The sequence below is a fragment of the Enterococcus sp. LJL51 genome, assembly GCF_054871795.1.
Window position 1 is genome coordinate 154,397 of record NZ_JBTXLW010000003.1, and the last position, 18,088, is coordinate 172,484.

The 18,088-nt window shown below is 39.6% G+C and carries 14 protein-coding genes; 1 reads left to right on the plus strand and 13 read right to left on the minus strand.

Annotation, left to right across the window (positions count from 1 at the left end):
• Positions 1–161: 161 nt before the first annotated feature.
• From ACYSNQ_RS04770 to ACYSNQ_RS04795, 6 genes are all read right to left on the minus strand, one after another.
• Entirely contained in the window at positions 162–992 is an 831-nt protein-coding gene (locus ACYSNQ_RS04770; protein ID WP_426081807.1) for a carbohydrate ABC transporter permease, read from the minus strand.
• 66 nt (positions 993–1,058) lie between these two features.
• Complete coding sequence (locus ACYSNQ_RS04775; RefSeq protein ID WP_426081808.1) at positions 1,059–1,958, minus strand: carbohydrate ABC transporter permease; 900 nt, start codon at positions 1,956–1,958, stop codon at positions 1,059–1,061.
• Positions 1,959–2,003: 45 nt separating this feature from the next.
• A complete protein-coding gene (locus tag ACYSNQ_RS04780) occupies positions 2,004–2,384 on the minus strand; it encodes a hypothetical protein (RefSeq protein ID WP_426081682.1) in 381 nt (126 codons plus the stop codon).
• A gap of 34 nt (positions 2,385–2,418) precedes the next feature.
• Complete coding sequence (locus ACYSNQ_RS04785; protein ID WP_426081683.1) at positions 2,419–3,525, minus strand: glycoside hydrolase family 88 protein; 1,107 nt, start codon at positions 3,523–3,525, stop codon at positions 2,419–2,421.
• Positions 3,526–3,543: 18 nt separating this feature from the next.
• Entirely contained in the window at positions 3,544–5,379 is a 1,836-nt protein-coding gene (locus tag ACYSNQ_RS04790; protein ID WP_426081684.1) for a DUF2264 domain-containing protein, read from the minus strand.
• 10 nt (positions 5,380–5,389) lie between these two features.
• On the minus strand, positions 5,390–6,673 hold the full coding sequence (locus ACYSNQ_RS04795) for an ABC transporter substrate-binding protein (protein WP_426081685.1): 1,284 nt from the start codon (positions 6,671–6,673) through the stop codon (positions 5,390–5,392).
• A gap of 157 nt (positions 6,674–6,830) precedes the next feature.
• On the opposite strand from ACYSNQ_RS04795, the gene ACYSNQ_RS04800 reads away from it, so the two are divergent.
• The gene (locus ACYSNQ_RS04800) at positions 6,831–7,664 is read left to right on the plus strand and encodes an AraC family transcriptional regulator (protein ID WP_426081686.1); all 834 of its coding nucleotides are present in this window, start codon (positions 6,831–6,833) and stop codon (positions 7,662–7,664) included.
• A 210-nt stretch (positions 7,665–7,874) separates the two neighbouring features.
• Here the strand turns inward: ACYSNQ_RS04800 and ACYSNQ_RS04805 are convergent, their stop codons facing one another.
• The 7 genes from ACYSNQ_RS04805 to ACYSNQ_RS04835 form a co-directional block, all read right to left on the minus strand.
• Positions 7,875–8,555 (minus strand): hypothetical protein, encoded by a 681-nt coding sequence (locus tag ACYSNQ_RS04805; protein WP_426081687.1) that lies wholly within the window; start codon positions 8,553–8,555, stop codon positions 7,875–7,877.
• Positions 8,556–8,660: 105 nt separating this feature from the next.
• Positions 8,661–9,242, minus strand: a complete 582-nt coding sequence (locus ACYSNQ_RS04810; protein WP_426081688.1) for a GNAT family N-acetyltransferase — start codon at positions 9,240–9,242, stop codon at positions 8,661–8,663.
• A 199-nt stretch (positions 9,243–9,441) separates the two neighbouring features.
• A complete protein-coding gene (locus ACYSNQ_RS04815; protein ID WP_426081689.1) occupies positions 9,442–10,581 on the minus strand; it encodes a peptidoglycan-binding protein in 1,140 nt (379 codons plus the stop codon).
• 373 nt (positions 10,582–10,954) lie between these two features.
• Positions 10,955–12,985 (minus strand): penicillin-binding protein PBP4(5), encoded by a 2,031-nt coding sequence (gene pbp4, locus ACYSNQ_RS04820; RefSeq protein ID WP_426081690.1) that lies wholly within the window; start codon positions 12,983–12,985, stop codon positions 10,955–10,957.
• Positions 12,986–13,735: 750 nt separating this feature from the next.
• Positions 13,736–15,736, minus strand: coding sequence for a transketolase (gene tkt / locus ACYSNQ_RS04825; RefSeq protein WP_426081691.1), 2,001 nt, complete (start codon positions 15,734–15,736; stop codon positions 13,736–13,738).
• 304 nt (positions 15,737–16,040) lie between these two features.
• Positions 16,041–16,739, minus strand: coding sequence for a D-allulose 6-phosphate 3-epimerase (gene alsE / locus ACYSNQ_RS04830; RefSeq protein ID WP_426081692.1), 699 nt, complete (start codon positions 16,737–16,739; stop codon positions 16,041–16,043).
• A gap of 204 nt (positions 16,740–16,943) precedes the next feature.
• The gene (locus ACYSNQ_RS04835; RefSeq protein WP_426081693.1) at positions 16,944–18,044 is read right to left on the minus strand and encodes a PTS fructose transporter subunit IIC; all 1,101 of its coding nucleotides are present in this window, start codon (positions 18,042–18,044) and stop codon (positions 16,944–16,946) included.
• Between the last annotated feature and the right edge of the window lie 44 nt (positions 18,045–18,088).

Genomic DNA, 18,088 nt, shown 5'->3' on the forward strand with positions numbered 1-18,088 from the left:
AACAGGTTGCGCAAATCAATGGCTAACAGATTGAATGCTAAGAATAAAGGCAGGTTCAACAATGTAAATAAGAGATTGAACGTCAGTAAACAATACGCCCAGTGAAATGCTTTCATATAGATATTATTTTCAAATGTACGCATCGACTTCATCCTGCTCACCTAGCCTTTCATTCCTGAAGTTGCAATTCCTTCCACAAAGTATTTCTGCATAGCGAGGAACACAATAGCTACCGGCAAAATAGATAGAACCGATGCTGCCATAATCAGCGCATATTCTGCATCGTACAGACCAACAAACATTTTCAGTCCCAATTGAATCGTTTTATTCTCAGTCGAGGTCAAATAGATGAACGGTCCCATATAGTCATTCCATGTATTAACAAATGTAATAATTGTCAAGCTGGCAATGGCTGGTTTGGTTAACGGCAGAATAATTTTTCGGTAAATGCCCCATTCAGATAATCCGTCAATTCGAGCGCTTTCACACAACTCATCCGGGATACTGCTGTAATATTGCTTAAGCAGGAAGACACCGAATGCACTAAAGGCCTGCAACAGAACTAACGACCATAAAGTATCAGTTAATCCCAGCTTACGCATCATAATAAACTGCGGAATCATGTAAGATTGCCACGGAACAGCAATCGTTGCAATATAGGCTAGAAACAGTACATCTCTGCCCTTAAAGTACATCTTGGAAAAACCATAAGCAGCAAAGCTGCTGGTAAACAGTTGGATCAAAGTAATCAGTACGCTTAAAATACCTGTATTCTTAAAGAAGGTCATTAAAGGGACCCGCTCCCAAATGGTTGCATAGTTTTCCGGATGCCATTCCTTAGGAATCCATTGGATTGGAACGGTATAAACATCATTATTCGCCTTAAAGGATGCTGAAACCATCCAGATAAACGGAACCAGCGTTATTAATCCCAAAATAGTCAGGATTACGATTAAAACTCCTCGTTTGACCGCGCCGCTTTTCTTTTTCATTTTTTTCTCTGGTGCATCCAATAGTTTGGTTTTTGCAGTCATCTGCATCTCGCTCCTCTCCTTTCGCTAAGCTCTTTCCTGAATCTGATTCCATTTAAATTGAACAACCGTAATCATCAGAACGATAATAAACAGTACCAGTGCAATTGCTGAAGCATAGCCGAAATTAAATTTAACAAAGGCTTCATTATAAATGGTATAAACCAGTACGTTTGTAGACCTGCCTGGACCGCCGGCTGTCATAACCTGAACTAAATCAAAGATTTTAAAGCAGTTGATTACCAGCATAATTGTGACAAAAAAGGTGGTTGGCTTTAGCGAAGGCAACGTAACATTCATAAACTGCTTCCACTTATTGGCTCCATCCATAGATGCTGCCTCATACAATTCTTTAGGAATACTTTGTAGACCAGCTAAATATAAAATCATATAATAACCCATACCACGCCAAACACTAACAATAATAATTGCGAATAATGCCCATTGAGAGCTAGATGTCCAGCCCGGTGGATTATCAATAATCACTTTCAGAAACTGATTAATCGGTCCCATGGTTGGATGAAACAGCATATTCCAGACAACAGCGATAGCTACCAGCGACGTTACATAAGGGAAAAAGAATGCTGTTCGAAAGAATTTCATCCCTTTAACTTTCTGATTTAACAAAATGGCTAAGCCCAATGAAAAAATCAGCGTCAGCGGCACCACGCCAACTGTATACAATATGGTATTTTTAAAAGAAATCCAGAACGTTTCATTATTCATCATTTTGATAAAATTATTTAATCCGACAAACTTTGGTGTTGAGAACGAATCCCATTCCATAAATGCTAGAATTAGCGAAAAAACAACCGGAATTAATGTAAAGATGAAAAATCCGATAAAGTTTGGTGCGATAAATGAATAAGCAGTCAATAAATTTTTTCTTTTCAAGCTTTTTGAACGACGCTGTTTAACAGACTCCATTATTTCCCATGCCCGAGCCAAGTGCTCAAGACATGTCCCCCCTTACTAAAGTTCATTTTTTATTTGTTCAGCTTTGATAAACCCATAGTATTCTCCATAAACTGTTACCTGTTCCGCCAGCTGCCATTCACTGTCAGAATAATTAATTACCTGATACCGCTGTCCTTCTGCTTCCAGAATAAAGCGGTCATTTTTTTTGACTGACTGTCCATCATCATTATCTGTGACCGTAATGACACCGCTGAGCTGAATAAGAGTATTCGGAGGTACATCGCCATTTTGAAAAGCCTCCGCAGAATAGTGCTTATAGATTGCCGCTGTTTCTTCTTCCACCTGATGGTCAAAAGAATGCAGGCGCTCCTGCTCTCCACAGGAAGAGAGGAAAATAATAGTAAAAAAAAGCAAGAATAACAGATATTTTTTCATCGTATTTCCCCCTCATCTGTAGACTAAGACACGATTACCAAAGATCCATTTCAGTTTCCTTTAGCTTCAGCAAAGCTTCAATCAAAAAGTAATCTGCATAAACCAAGCCAACGTTTTTGCCTTCTTTCCCGTGGTAGTCAACTGCTCCACCGCTTACTAAACCATCCGTTTCAACTGAAAAATCCGTATAGCCTTCCAACACTGCTGTCAGCATTTTTTCTGCTGCAGCTTTATAGATTTTCCCTTGTTCCTTCGGCAATAACCGGCTTAGCTCCAGCAAACCGCAGGCGGCAATCATTCCTGCACTCGTATCTGTGTCTTCTTCAATCGCTGGCGCCTTAAAGTCGACTGCTGGTACATCATTCGTTTGCGAAATATTTGCTAAAAAGTAATTGGCAACCTGAATCGCTGTATTTAAATAGTCATCATTATTCGTATGCCTATAGCTCAACGCAAAGCCATAGATTGCCCATGCCTGTCCTCGTGACCAGGCAGAATCACTGCTAAAGCCCTGTCCGCCAATCCATTCAATGAAATCTCCGCTTTCCGGATTAAAGCTGCCAATGTGAGCTGATGAGCCATCCTTGCGAATAAGATACTGTTGAACCGTATCCGCATGAGCAATAGCAAACTGCTTAAAGCGCGGATCATTGAGTTCTGCGGATGCCCAATGCAGCAGCGGAATATTCATCATGCTGTCAATGATAATCCAGCCGGTTTTATCTTCATTCCATGCTCGAATGAACTGCCCCTTACTATTAAAACGACTAGCCAAAACAGAAGCTGCCTTTAACCCTCGAACTCTGGATTTCTCATTCCCAGTTGCACGATAGTTAGCTACCGCTGTGTGAAGCCACATAAAACCTACATCGTGATGCAGCTCAACGAACTCATCCAATGCCTGATCCAGTCTCACTTCAATACGTTCTGCATGAGATTTGAAGGCTTCTTTCCCAGTATGGTGATAGAGCTGCCAGAGTAGTCCTCCAAAAAAGCCATTGGTCCACCAGGCAATATCTTCCTGCCCCATATCTGTATAGCGCCCATTTTCCGGAATATAAGGAATGCCCTCTGCTATTCTGGCTGATTCGCTTAAAACCTTCGTTGCGATTTTATCCAAGTAGTCATCAATTTTTTCCATCGTCTTCTCCTCTACTCCTTAAATGAACGGTAAATCGATTGTTTTTTGCTCTTGTCCCACAGTTAGAACTGCCTTGTTATCAGAAACAACGGCCTTCGGTAAGTCTTGGATCTCGCTGCTCTTCTTTTGACCATCTCCTAAGAAAGCATTACAGATGATTGTCTCTCCTTTAGAAATATCCTGATTCAGATAAGGAAATACAACGTTGTTGTATAAAACATTGACATTCGCTAAACGAGCTGAAATGCCTGTCTGTCCTTGACCAGAGAGATTAACGACACCAGAGACCCCGATGGCTGAATCTAAAAAGCTGCGTGTTTCTGTCTGTTGGATTTGTACAGTTTCTGCCCCATCATAAGGAACCGAAAATCCGCCGTCACGAATATTCAATGCCCTTTCGCTATTGATTTTGTGGATGCGGAAATGCCATTGTCCAAACGGAATAATACAGGATTGAATAACCACATCAGCCCAAGGCTGCCAAGTAACAGCCACATGTGTATTTTCCGTATGGTAGCTTTCAAAGGCTGTACGGACACGATAAAAGTTGTCGCGTTCTGAAACAGCCAGCACATTGTCAAAGCCGCCTTTTTCATAACCAACCAGCCCTTTAGATACATTGAAGCCGAATAATGTAGAGTATACGAACTTTCCATATTTTGCTTCCCCATGTGTATGCAGCTCGACAAACTGACCCACAGGAAAGGCTTGAACCTCTTTGCCGTCAGAGCTTTTTTTCAACAGCATTCTGGCTTCCTTTATCAGGGTTGGCGCTGTGTCCGCTGATGATTCTGAACAAGCAGCAGGCAATGACCAAGTTGAATCATCTTCCGGCAACGCCAGAACCAGAAACGCCTTTAATGACCAGTAGGGAGAGCCGGGAGCATTATACTCCTCCGACATCACCAGATCATCATAGCAGTAGCCGACTCGCAGCAAGCCTTCTGGAGAAAAGATATCCTGTGAAAGCCAGAAAGCCAAATTTTTACTTAATAAGCTTTTGGATTTCTCCGGAGCGAATCCCTCCACCTTAGCAAACAGCATCGCTGACCAGAAAGAGCTTTGGGCAAAACGGTAGGTTAAGCTCCTTCCAAAAGGAATTCCCCGTCCCTCATCATCAAACCAGTGCTGAAATGTCTGCGCGAATTCTGCAGCCCGTTCCTTCAAAATTCTGCTGCGTTGAGGATCTTCTGCTTCAAATAGAACGGAATACAGTAAAGAATAGTAATGAATTGCAAAGGAAATGTAGTAATCAATCTGAACCTTCACCCCATCGTAATACCAGCCGTTTCCTAAATAGAAGGTCTCAATCTTGGCGAAATCCTTTTCAATTTGAACGAAGGTATCCATTCCGTAATTTTTATGAAGGCAAACATTCACCAGAACCCTGAAGAACAACCAGTTATTTTGCGCCGTATCAAATGAATTAATTTGGTTCATCCATTCAACTAAGTAGTGGTGCTGTCTTTCCGACAGTCGTGAGTCAACCTTTTCTTTATTCATCACAAGAAAAACTGCCAAAGGAGCCATCTCCACCATTAGCTGATCTACGTGACCAATTTTTCCCCAGTAATCTGGAGAGTCTGGATTGACTCCCTCACAGATGCCCTTCAACAGCTTATCAAAGGTTTCATCTGCTGACTGCTGACTATAGAAGGGGCCGTAGCCCCACAGTAGCCGTAAAAAACCTTCTGCCTCTCTTGTTTTTTTACTGTAAATTGCTCCAGCAGAACCGATATCCAGCAGCCCCGGATGCCGTTCATCCAATGCTTGCACAGCCGGCTGTGCAATTTTTTGAAAAGCTGTAGTAAATTCTTCTTTCGTTTTCATGACTGAGTAGCTAACTGAATTCATCATTTCCTCCTCAATTATCTTCTTCCAACACTTCCTTCGCACGCTTATTCAATGCGTCAATTCCTTTTTTCACAGAGTTATCTTCTACCATAATTAAATCGTATTCTTCATTAATGATTGAGTTAATTTCTGCACTCTTTGGATCCGGCAGCATTTCCCAGCCGTTTTTATCTGGATTCAAAGCACGCTTACTTTCTTCATCCTGCGGCATGCCTTCAAGATTATAAAGGACATCCATCACTTCCTCTGACTGATAAGCTGGCGTCATCCCAATCCCGGCAACTGCTTTCGCACCTTCCTCACCTGAACAGAAGCTAACGAATTTTTTAGCTAGCTCCGGATTTTTCGATCCTTTGTTAACAGCAAATCCAGAAGGGCCGCCATACGTACTAACACTTCCTTTTTCGTTCTGCGGCATCGAAGTAATTCCCCATTCAACAGTCGTACGGTTTTCTTTGGCAGCGTTCAACAGTTTGCCTAGATAAAAACTGCCCATCGGCATCATAGCAGTCTTCTCTGTTTCAAATTGCGAAGCATAAGTTACACTCGCTGTTTTTATGGATGAATAGTCCATTGCATACCCTTCATCCTGCATGCGGATCCAGCGATCCAGATATTCTTTTGTAAAGCCATAATCTCCATCCAGCAGTGAGCTGTCCGTTTGATTAGCTGCTGTACATAACAGAATCGGATACCAAGTATGATGATACGTGCCATAGATTTTTTCTCCGTCTTTATCAGTCGTCAGCTGTTTCGCCAGTTCTTCATACTCATCCCAAGTCAGTTCCTCTGGATAAGCGACATTGTTGTCATCAAAGATTTTTTTATTATAAAAAAGCATATAAATATCTTTTCTAAATGGTAATGCATAATATTTACCGTCCAGTTTGTATCCTTCCAAATTGCCCTTGAAATTGTCCGGATTTTTGATATTGTCTGCATCCTCTGAAAGATCCAGCAGCTGTCCTTTAGTTGCATAGTTGACGTAGCTTCCTACTCCTTTAATTGCCAGCACATCTGTCGAATCACCAGCTGAAAGCATCGTTGTTACTTTGTCTTCATATTGATCAGCAGCAATATCAACGATTTTAATTTTTACACCATCGTTCTCCTTTTCAAAGGCTTCCACCATCGCTTTGAATTCAGGGTTGGCATCATATGCCCAGGCTGCGACAGACAATTCATTCGACTCTTTTCCCCCGCTTTCTTCCCCGCCTTTACCACAGGCAGCTAATCCAGATAAGATGCCGACAAACAAGGTAGACAATACTGCGAGCTTTAGAAATTTTTTCATCTTAATAATCCCCTTCTTGATCAAAGAGCTGGTGAAAAACTCTTTGACTTTTCTTTTTTTTACCTTACAATGTGATTATAATATGAATTAAAAGCGCTTTCTTTGCGTTTGTAAACATAAAAACATGCAAAAACAAACTTATAGAGGAGTGTTATTCATGGAATATCTTATTGAGCATTTCCACAAAAAGATTGACTGCTATTACAATATTAATATCCCGAAAATCAAATTGCATCTTCATAATCACTTGGAGCTATTTCTCTTTATCAGAGGAGACGTCCGCTATTTCATCGATGGAAAAGCAATTGAGCTGAAGCCAGGGCACCTGCTTTTTATCAACAATAACCAAATTCATGGTCCAAACCTTTTATCTGATGCCTTGTACGAACGAATTTCCGTTCACTTTTCCAATAAATTTGCTGAAGTGCTGTCCACAGAAAAAACATCTCTTTTGAAAACCTTTAATGAACGGGTCTCATTAATCCAGCTTTCTGACAACCAACTTCAGCATATGATTAATCTAATGAAGGAACTAACCAATGAATACAACGCTCCTTCTGCTTATGGTCATGATTTAGAGATGTCCTCTATGCTGATTCGAATCCTACTCTATGCCAACCGCTGCGCAGCGAACAGCGAAGAAGCAGTCTTGGACAGTCATTTACCAGAGCTGGTTAAAAATATGCTGATTTTCATTCAGGAAAATTTGGATTCTTCAGAGCTGTCTGTTGATATGCTGGCTCAAAAGTTTTCTCACAACGGCATCTATCTAAACCGTATTTTCAAAAAAGAACTCAGCAGCAGCATCTATCACTATATTTTGCTGAGCCGGATTTCCGCAGCCAAAAAGCATTTGGAAAACGGCAAGGATGTTTTAAACACCTGCTACCTTTCCGGTTTCAATGACTACTCCAACTTCATTCGTACCTTTAAGAAAATTACCGGCGTTACACCCAAACAATATGCCAAGAAATTCAGGGAGCATAATTAAAAAAGCGAGACAATCAACTGAAATACTCTTTGCTGATTGTCTCGCTCTCTTCTTGATAAACTGCAAAACGAAATTCGTTTTGAATCCTGAATCAAAGCTATTCTTTTTTTAGTCAACATTATTTTCTCTATCTTAATAATGCTCAATGATAATTTGCAGCGACATATTTTTGTTGTCTGTATCAACTACCTGCTACAAAAAAACTATTGGTTATATCAAACGGTCCTTAATTTTTTCCTGACGCTTTTGGTGAAGATAACCGATGGCTACAACAATTAAGGTTCCAGCCAGATTGACCATGATGTCTTCCATCGTATCGCCTAACGCTTCATGTCCCGAAAGAATCTCTCCCTCTACTGTCATAAATTTCTGCATGTTGGTCTGTAGAATATGATCTGCTAAATATTCATAAACTTCCCAAAGCACACCACAGGTTGTCGCAAAACAAAGAGCAAACAGACTAACGAAGAACGGACTGAGATGGACATTGGTTCTTTTACTTCTACTGATTAAATCAACAATTAGAAAACCTAGTGCACTGAGCATACCAGCACTAAAGCCGTGTAGAATCATATCCCAAAATGGAATCTTGTAGTAAAAATTCTGAACCTCACCTAAATAAATCGCGCAAAAAAGAAAAATAAAGTAGATGATTTCCATCAAATCGGGAATATCAATTCCGTATATTTTTTCTACTCGATAGGGAATAAAAATGACGATCATTCCAACAACACATTGCAGAATCATTAGAACATAATCACTTTTAACTAGTTCATACTCTTTATTTGAACTGCCTGAAGGGGCACTCTGCAGCATTATCACTGCATAAACAACAGATGCTGCCAATAAACAAAAGACAATAATAAAGATTAGATTCTTCCGTTTATCCAACTTTGATTTCTTCTCGATGATTCGTTCACTCCTTTTTAGCTGTCTTTTCTTAGCGGAACATAGATAGCCTTGAATCTTTTTCCAAGTATCCCTCAAAAACGGCTGCTATTCCATTTTTTTCTGCTGCAGCTGATTAATAATCTCTAACGCCTCTTGATAGTCTTCATTTTTACTGCCGTCTATATTTTCAGGAACTATTTTATAACCCAATCGTTCATACAGCTTGACCGCTGGATGGCTCCACGTTTGTGTATGTAAATAAATATCTTCATTTGGCTCAAGCTCAGCCAAACGCACTGTCACCCCTGCTGCTAAAGCCGCTGCCAGCCCTCTCTTTTGAAACTTCGGCTTAACCGCTAACCAATGAAGCAGCGGTTTCGTTTTACCATCCACTTCTTTCCACCACGCTGTACAGGTTGCGGTTTTTTCTCCGGTTTCATCTTCAATAAACAGCATTCGTTGCGAAAGCGCCTGTGGAAATGGTGCGAAAGCTCGGCTAAAATAATCCAGGGCTTCCTCCTCATCTGAAAATTCGAATACTGAGGTTTCAATTTTTGCCCATTCAGCCTCATCTCCCTCTTGATAGAAAGCAAAATGAAACCCTTCAGGTAAATTGATTGCTGGCACTGGTTCTTCCTTTGACCGAACCATCCATATTTCACGGTAAGGTATACTCTTATCCAGCATCTTATATTCTCTCCTCATCTGTAAGCTTTGCAATTCAGTTCATGCTTATTATACCATTGATTTCTAACTTTATAGAGAATTTCCCTAACCGCCTAAATTAAAAATGAACTGAAGCCCTTGAATTCCCAAGGGTTTCAGTCCATTTAATGTTGCTGTTATAAATTGTTTGATTTTAAACTTATACAGTCAACGAGCAATTTTATTTTGCTGCTTTCATTGCATCGATGATTGCTTGTAGATAACCTGCTGTATCAGAGAATGTTGCTCCTGTTACTACATCTGCTGGACTATCATCTTCTCCTAGACCATCTAATTCCTTAACTGTGTCTTCCAATTCAGAAGTTGTTTTGCCTAAAGCAAATTTGATTACTGCAGACATATTATCTGCGTAAGGATTAGTTGCTCCGCCTTTGTCTGCCATCATTGCTGAATAGGCATCATTATTAGCTTCTTTTGAAGATAATACTAGGCCTTCTTGAACATCTGCTCCGAAATCAGCATTAGAATTTGGTACACCACCAAAATCAGCTGGATCAACATATTGGAACTCATCTAATGAAGCTGCTGCTAATTTATCTCCATCTAAAGCAACTGTTGTAACAGAGAATGATTTATCTCCATGAGGTGCGCCTAATACTTGTGTTTCCTTCAAGTCTTCTGTAGAGGTTTTGATGCCTTCTGAAATCATACCAGTGTTTGCTGTATCGATGATTGACTGCAGGTAGCCGCTAGTATCAGAGAATGTTGCTCCTGTTACTACATCAGCCGGATTGCCGTCTTCACCTAAGTCGTCTAATTCTTTAACAGTGTCTTCCAGTTCTTTCGCTGTTTTGCCTACAGCAAAAGCTGCGATTGCATCCATGCTGTCAGCCCAGCCTTGAGAAGCGCCGCCTTTATCTGCCATCATTGCCGAATAGGCTTTGTCGTTGCCGCGTTTGCTGGATAATACTGTATCGGTTGGATAGTTTTCACCAAATGCACCATCAGAATTCGGTACGCCTGTGAAGTCATCAGGAGACACATATTGGAATTCATCCAATTGCACTGCTAAAATCTTATCTCCGTTCATTGTTACATTGACTACAGCAAATGATTTTGTTCCATGAGGTGCTGTAAGCAGTTGTCTCATGTACACAGTTCCTTCAGCAGGTGCTGAATCTTTGGTACTGCCGTCCGCAATTGTGATATCTGCTGCTGCCGCTGAACTGCTGCTTTCTGTAGTTACTGAGCTGCTTTGTGCAGTAGAAGAACTTTCTGCAGTTTTCTTGTCATCAGAAGAACATCCTGTAGCTGTTAGTAATGCCAATAAAATAGCCGTTGTTAATGTAATCTTTTTCATATAATTGCCCCCTAAAATAATTGTTTTACCCGTTGCTCATTATATCACATTAATATGGCTGGCTCTACCTTATTTAAAGCGTTTTCGTTCATTAAAAAGAGTTTTCTGTTAACAGAATAATTAACTGAATTTTCTGTTATTTTTACTTTCTTTATAGGTGTGCTTGTTGTTCTTCTTTTTATCTTTGAAAGTTGATTAACTTTCTGAATACTCTCTGCTTTTTTTATAAATGAAAAGCTGCACAAACAGAATATCAGCAAGCTGTTGGTACCGTATAAAATTTCCCTTCATTCCTCATATAAAAAAGCGAGCGGCACTGCTTGTTTCGCAGTTGCCGCTCGCTTTTTTTCCTTTACCAACTAACTGCCTCGTATCATTGATAATGTTCTTCCAAATATTGAACAACTCCGCCAGCTTTTTCTGTAGCTGTACCGTTTTCTCTTGAGTTTTCAGACATAATAAGCCCCATGAAATTACGATTATCCACATCGAAAAACAATAAAAAGCTGTTCTCTGTACCTAATGTATCCTGCTTTTCTTTTATTTCAGCAGTTCCTGTTTTAGCAGCCAATGTAAAATTGGGATTGTTTAAGCTATATACATATCCTTCCGGCGAGGCAACACTGTCAATTAAATCATTTAATACAGTATTAGCCGCGTTAGCACTGACAACTTCGTTTTTACTTTTTATTTCTTGATCCTTAACAATTTGAGGATACACAAGAGCCCCGTCATTCATAAATACACTGTACATTGTCAGTTGAGAAATCGGTGAAATCATTAATTCACCTTGTCCATAAGCTGTATCGGCCAAAAGAATTTCAGAGTGAAAAGTTTCTTCATTAGAAATACTTGCAGGTTCAATATAGATGGGTAAATCCAATTCTTCACCAAAAATGAACTTATTCAACCCGCTGCGAAAAACCTCCTCCCCCATTTCCAAACTCTTTTGCGCAAAGAAAATATTATCTGAAAAGACCAATGCTTTTTTTAAATCAACCACAGGTGTTTCTTTCACCCGTGTCGTCCAAAAACCGCCCCAGCTTGCATCCTTTTGCCATTTCAAACCATTAATTTCCCGTTCTTCTGTTGTATTAATGTGCCCTGAATCCAAACCAATAGCTGCAGTAATTGTTTTAAAAGTTGAACCTGGTGCATAGCGATTGGCATAGCGAGCCATGAATGGCAGATTTGTATCATCTGCATAGACTTTATACTCTTCTTCAGAAATTCCCAAAACCATTTTATTGGGATTATAAGATGGCGCACCTGTCGCCACCAGCAGTTCACCTGTTTTAGGACTTGAAATAACAGCCGTAGACGGCTTACCTGCTAAAGACTCGTAGGCAATTTTCTGTGCGTCGCTATCAATTGTCAATGTGATATCTGCTGGCTGAATCTTTTCAACCGCTAGCAAGTTCTTCTTAACTTGTCCATTCTTATCTAAGATATCAACACTTACACCGTTTTTACCTCTTAGCTTCTCGTCGAAAGCCGCCTCTAAACCAGCTTTTCCGATATAGTCATTTTCCGATAACGCAGGATTTTCCTCAATATCCTCTGCACTGACTTTACCCACATAACCTAATAAATGTGCTGTCGCTTCCCCATAAGGATAATGTCTCTGATTGATTTTACCAATCGATGCTCCCTGAGGAAGCGCTGCTATTTCCTCAAAGCTGATACTGCTTTCCAGTGTTTTAAGAGGGACAAACAAATCATCCTTCACCCATGTTTGATTTAATTTTTCATTGATTATTTCTGTCGAAATAGCGAACTTCTCACTAATCGCCTGTATGTGCTGGGCCCGTTGTTCGCCCTCACCTAATTGACCAGGAGTTATTCCCAGCTGCTGATAATCATAGTTCTCTGCGATTTTCTTGCCATTTCTGTCGAGGATTTCCCCTCGTGTTACCTCATCATTAGCCACACTGACTGTATCCTCAGCACTCATTTCCGGAAATAGTAAAGAAGGTTGCCACTCAAATGAATAAGCTTCGTCTGTTTTTTTCATCGTTACTTGATATTTTTCTGTAGAGATTTCACCAAACTCTGTGTCCAGCTTTAAGGTATAGGATAGTTGATAATGATTCTTTTCCTTCTCGGTTGTTGAGAGATTCTCCACCTTAACATTTTTTACACCAATCCCCGAAAAGATTGACTCATACCTTTGGATCGTTTCATCCTTAGAGGTTGAATATTCAGCAAAGGATTTTTCTGTAAATAATTCATTGTATTTTGAAAAATCCTGCTTTGCTAGTGCCTCTGTATACTTATTAACCGCACTAGCAACATCCTTTTTTTCCTGTTGATTTTTTAAAATGAAAAAACCTGCTGCCGAACAAACCACCACGCCAGCAGCCAACGCACCAATAAGCAGCCTATTCCTCTTTTGCTTAGTCATTGTTTCCCTCCCAAACTGTTGTTATACCGATAGTAAAAATAAAATCGTTCTTACTGCATTTTATAATGTCGTTTCAAGTAAGCATAGATACTTTTGTAAAAGTTATTATTTATTTATCAGATTCTTAATAGTTTATCTTCATAAAATTTAGCAACAAGTATAGCCCGTCAATGAAAGAGAGCATCGTTAAAAAAGAGATACCCTTTCATTACTATACTCTTCATAAACCATTAAATCCTCAAAAATCTCAAAGACAGCTAAACCTATTTCAGTTAGCATCCAGCAAATTTTATGCCGCAAACTTAATAAGATTTTCATACAAAACTTAGCTACTTCCAACTATCACATGATGATTGATCTTTGACGCCTACCAAACTAGTCCGGTTCTTTATGAGGTTCTCTTTAAATCAAAAACTTTAGTTTTTCTTTTGAAATATTTAAGGATTCACTAGCGACTAAGGTAAAAAAATAACTCTACCTCATAAGAAGTAGAGTATATCAATAAAGGGTCTAACACTGTGGGTTGTTAAACACGATATAATAATATAATATACATATTTCCAAAATAAATCAAAACAAATGTTGTACAATCAAACAATTAAACTAGCTTCATCAACCTTTATTTGTTAGAATGATTTAGTTTTATCTTTTTCATCAATAAATTAGCAACCTATCATGCTTGATTAAAGTTGCTTTTACTCATCTAATTTTCTTATATCTGAGCAGAAAAATAGAATATTTTTATCAAATTTATTGTAAAAAATCTTTATACGCAGTTACAACTGCTTCAGTAGTAAAGCCATATTCTTCAATAATTTTATCTCCAGGAGCACTGGCTCCAAAACAATCGATTGATATTGCCTTCCCAGCCTTGCCTACATAGCGATCCCAGCCAAAACTTGAACCAAGCTCTATAGAAATACGTCTTTTTACAGCTTCAGGCAGTACCTGTTCTTTATATTCCTCTGATTGTTCTTCAAACAAATCAAAACTAGGCATTGAAACAACGGAAACCTCAATTCCTTCTTTTGATAACTCCTGTTGTGACTGAACTGCCAATTGCACTTCTGATCCCGAAGCAATCAGAATCCCATCTAAAGACTCGCCATTTTGCGGGGAAATAACATAGCCGCCTTTCGCAACTTTCTCATCAGCCAATTGCTTCGTCCCCTTAATAACAGGCAGATTTTGACGGCTCAATACTAGAACCGTTGGCTTATCTTTTGTTTCCATTGCAATTTTCCATGCAGCTCTCATTTCATTTCCATCAGCTGGACGAATAACTTGGACATTTGGCATACAACGCAAGCTTGCTAGATGTTCAACCGGTTCGTGGGTAGGTCCGTCTTCACCCACAGCAACAGAATCATGTGTAAGTATATAAATTACTGGTGTTTTTTGGATAGCTGCTAAGCGAATCGCTGGACGTAAGTAATCTGCAAATACAAAGAAGGTACCACCATATACTTTTGTCCCGCCATGTAATTGAATACCATTCATAGCAGCTGCCATCGCAAACTCGCGAACGCCAAACCAAATATTGCGCCCTTCATATTGATTAGGTTCAAAGTCCAGCTCATCCGCTATCATTGTATTGTTAGAGCCAGATAAATCAGCTGAACCACCCCAAAGATAAGGAACTGTTCTAGATGATGCCTGAATCATCTCTTGACTCGATACCCGGCTTGCCTGACTTGAACCAACATCATAAGAAGGTAATTCAGCAGCCCAATTTTCTGGTAATTCTCCTGCAAATGCTTGCTTGAATTGCTCAGCCAATACAGGATAAGTACTCGCATATGTTGAAAATAAGCGGTTCCATTCATCTTCTGCTTTTTGACCATCTTCAATCATTGTTTTTCTAAATCGACGGCTTACTTCGACTGGTACTGTAAATTCAGGATAGTCCCAGCCATATACAGCTCTAGCTGCTGAAATACCAGCTTTCCCTAAAGGTGCACCATGAACAGCTGATGTTCCTTGATTAGGAGCTCCATAGCCAATAACCGTTTTTACCTCAATCAATGTTGGTTTTGTTGTTTCTAATTTTGCTTGCTCTATTGCTTTAGCAACGTCATCCAAATCATTTCCATCATTAACTAGGATATGCTGCCAGCCGTAAGCTTCAAATCTTTGCCCCACGTTTTCTGTAAAAGCCTTTGCTGTGGGTCCGTCTAAAGAAATATCATTTGAATCATACAGCACAATTAACTTTCCTAATTTCATATGTCCAGCCATTGAGGCCGCTTCTTGTGATACACCCTCCATTAAATCGCCGTCTCCGCAAAGCGAATAAGTATAATGGTCAATTACATTGTATTCCGCTCTATTAAATGTTGCCGAAAGGTGGGCTTCTGCCATCGCCATTCCTACTGCCATCGCAATCCCTTGACCCAAAGGACCCGTAGTCGCCTCTACCCCATCGGTATGATGGACTTCCGGATGTCCGGGAGTTTTACTTTGCCACTGACGGAAATTTTTCAAATCATTAATGCTTACCTCATATCCAGAACAATGCAGCAAGCTGTATAGCAGTGCCGATCCATGCCCGGCAGATAAAATAAACCGATCACGATTAATCCACTTTGTTGAAGTTTTTGGGTTTACTTTCAAATACTTTGTCCATAGGACATAAGCCATTGGAGCAGCGCCCAGAGGTAATCCAGGATGACCTGAATTGGCCGATTGAATAGATTCAATACTTAATGTCCGCAGTGTGTTAACTCCTAATTCATCAATTTTATCAAACATTCTTTTCCCTCCAAGAAAGGGTTCGGGACAACGTAATATGCCCAAACCCTTTTTCTCTAAAATCTAAATAAACGGTGAGACATCAGAACAAGAACTTTTTTGTCATCGTAGTGACTTACAACCTCCGGCTACACAAGGAGGTCGGGATATGAATCAATTTCCAGATTTTTAGTACACCTAAATCCGAATAATCGTTGGAACAGAAACAATTAGCTCATATTAATAAACCCTAATTTACCCAAATGATTAAATAAGTTCTTTTGAATTTTATCTTACAGCCGAGGAAATAGCTGCTGTCTTAACTTTAAATTTCTGATGGCATTTTCTTTCCAGTCATCTCTTCGTAATCAGTACTCATAATTTTCCAGGCTTTTTCAATATCTTCATCTAGTCCAAATAACCCGCTTCTTCCGACAATATAAATGTCTGGTCCTGCTGCATCAATCCGTTTAAATGATTTACGATTTGACGATCCATCCATTTCGATTACATAATTATAGCCCTTTTCTTTACGTAATTTGCGTAAATCAACAATTTTATCAAGGGTACTTTCAATAAATCTTTGTCCCGCAAAGCCTGGGTCAATTGTCATGATTGTGATTTTATCCAGTAAATCAATATAAGGGAAAATTGATTCAATTGGTGTTTCAGGATTAATGACAATTCCCGCTTTGAGGCCTGCATCATGAATCTGATCAATTAAACGAAAAGCCAAACCATCTAAAACCTCTGCATGCATACATATCCATTCACATTTAATATCCACAAGCTGCTGAACCCAAAAGCTTGGGTCTGTCACCATTAGATGAGCAGACATTGGCAAATCTGAAATTTTTCTTAACTCCTCAATAAACCATGGGGATAAGGTAATGTTTGGTACGTAATGACCGTCCATTATGTCTATATGATAGGAAGCAACACGAGTATTCAAAAAAGTAATCTGCTGCTTAAACTTGTCCAAATCCATCGTCATTAATGATGGAGAAAATTCAACTTTACTCACTCTAGCTCTCAACTCTTTCTTTATACTATTTTATAACTTTGCTATTCTTTCATAACTAGCCATTCTTCTGTGTGTGAATGGCGTCTAAAAAAAATCGGGACAGCTAAAAGTACCCAATCTGTGCCTCCGCTAACCCAGCCCTTTTACAATGTTTACGTTTGATTGTCTCAAGATTGCTGTTTTTTTAGCTTGCCTATTTGCTTTCTAGAAAATTTGAATATCATCCAAACTAATTTCATCTTCTTCCTTTTCTACTAGTGAGGCTGCATCTTTTTCAGATACATCTTTCTTAATAACTGCTAAGACTAAACCAGTGACTACTGCATTTACAACGATTGCAATGACACCAGCCAGCGGTTTACTCATCGTCGGAATCATCAAGACTCCACCAAATGGTACTGTGGCATCTGCGCCTAAAATCATTGTTGTTGCTCCACCGACAAAACCACCGATTGCTGTGGCTATAACTCCCCGGACAATGTCATTCATGACTAAAGGAATGACTCCTTCAACGATATTAATAACCCCCATTGGAACAGCTGATTTTAACGTTTCAACCTCTAATTTTGTATAGATATTTTTTCTCAATAACTTGGCAAAAAAGAAAGCCAGACCAAATCCTATAGGTGTTGCTGTGTTAACCAATTGTAACGCGGTAATTGGGCCGTTTAAGCCTTCTGCCTGCATCGTTAAAACAAATGCAAAAACTGTTTTGTTAATCGGTCCGCCATAATCTACACCACTCAATAAGCCAGTTACGCCGCCAAAAATCAAAAGAGAAGAGTTGCCTAGACTATCTAAAAAGTTGGTTAATAGTGAAGTTAATGCGGTAATTGGCGTACCGATAATATACACCATGATTAATCCGCCTATAATCGAAGTCAAAAATGGAATAATTAAAGTCGGCATTAATCCTTTCGCCCAATTCGGTAATTTTACATAGTTCAAAATTGCTACTACGAGATATCCTGCTAAGTAGCCGCCCAAGATACCACCGATAAAGCCGGCGCCGATTGCATTCGCTGTTAATCCGATAATGAAGCCAGGAGCAATTCCTGGTTTCCCAGCGATTGAAAAAGAAATGCCTGTGGCTATAACAACAGGCAGTAAGCCTAATCCAGCGCCCCCCATAGTTGCTAAAGCGTCCCAAATAGAAAATTCTCCTGGAACAAGGGTCCCTTGACTTGATCCGCCAAAGCCCATACCAATCGCTATCAAAAAGCCGGCGCCGCAAACAATCGGGATTAAATACGAGATGGCAGTTAATAAATGACCTTTAAGATTGAGTTCTTTTATTTTCTTCATTTTTATCCTCCTAAACAATACTTTTATTTTTTTGAAGCTTCTCT

Coding starts and splice junctions, on each gene's coding strand:
- ACYSNQ_RS04800 (WP_426081686.1), top strand. CDS start 6,831: ATGGAATATCTTATTGAGCATTTCCACAAAAAGATTGACTGCTATTAC.
- ACYSNQ_RS04785 (WP_426081683.1), bottom strand. CDS start 3,525: ATGGAAAAAATTGATGACTACTTGGATAAAATCGCAACGAAGGTTTTA.
- ACYSNQ_RS04815 (WP_426081689.1), bottom strand. CDS start 10,581: ATGAAAAAGATTACATTAACAACGGCTATTTTATTGGCATTACTAACA.
- ACYSNQ_RS04790 (WP_426081684.1), bottom strand. CDS start 5,379: ATGAATTCAGTTAGCTACTCAGTCATGAAAACGAAAGAAGAATTTACT.
- ACYSNQ_RS04775 (WP_426081808.1), bottom strand. CDS start 1,958: ATGGAGTCTGTTAAACAGCGTCGTTCAAAAAGCTTGAAAAGAAAAAAT.
- ACYSNQ_RS04795 (WP_426081685.1), bottom strand. CDS start 6,673: ATGAAAAAATTTCTAAAGCTCGCAGTATTGTCTACCTTGTTTGTCGGC.
- ACYSNQ_RS04770 (WP_426081807.1), bottom strand. CDS start 992: ATGAAAAAGAAAAGCGGCGCGGTCAAACGAGGAGTTTTAATCGTAATC.
- ACYSNQ_RS04835 (WP_426081693.1), bottom strand. CDS start 18,044: ATGAAGAAAATAAAAGAACTCAATCTTAAAGGTCATTTATTAACTGCC.
- pbp4 (WP_426081690.1), bottom strand. CDS start 12,985: ATGACTAAGCAAAAGAGGAATAGGCTGCTTATTGGTGCGTTGGCTGCT.
- ACYSNQ_RS04780 (WP_426081682.1), bottom strand. CDS start 2,384: ATGAAAAAATATCTGTTATTCTTGCTTTTTTTTACTATTATTTTCCTC.
- ACYSNQ_RS04810 (WP_426081688.1), bottom strand. CDS start 9,242: ATGCTGGATAAGAGTATACCTTACCGTGAAATATGGATGGTTCGGTCA.
- tkt (WP_426081691.1), bottom strand. CDS start 15,736: ATGTTTGATAAAATTGATGAATTAGGAGTTAACACACTGCGGACATTA.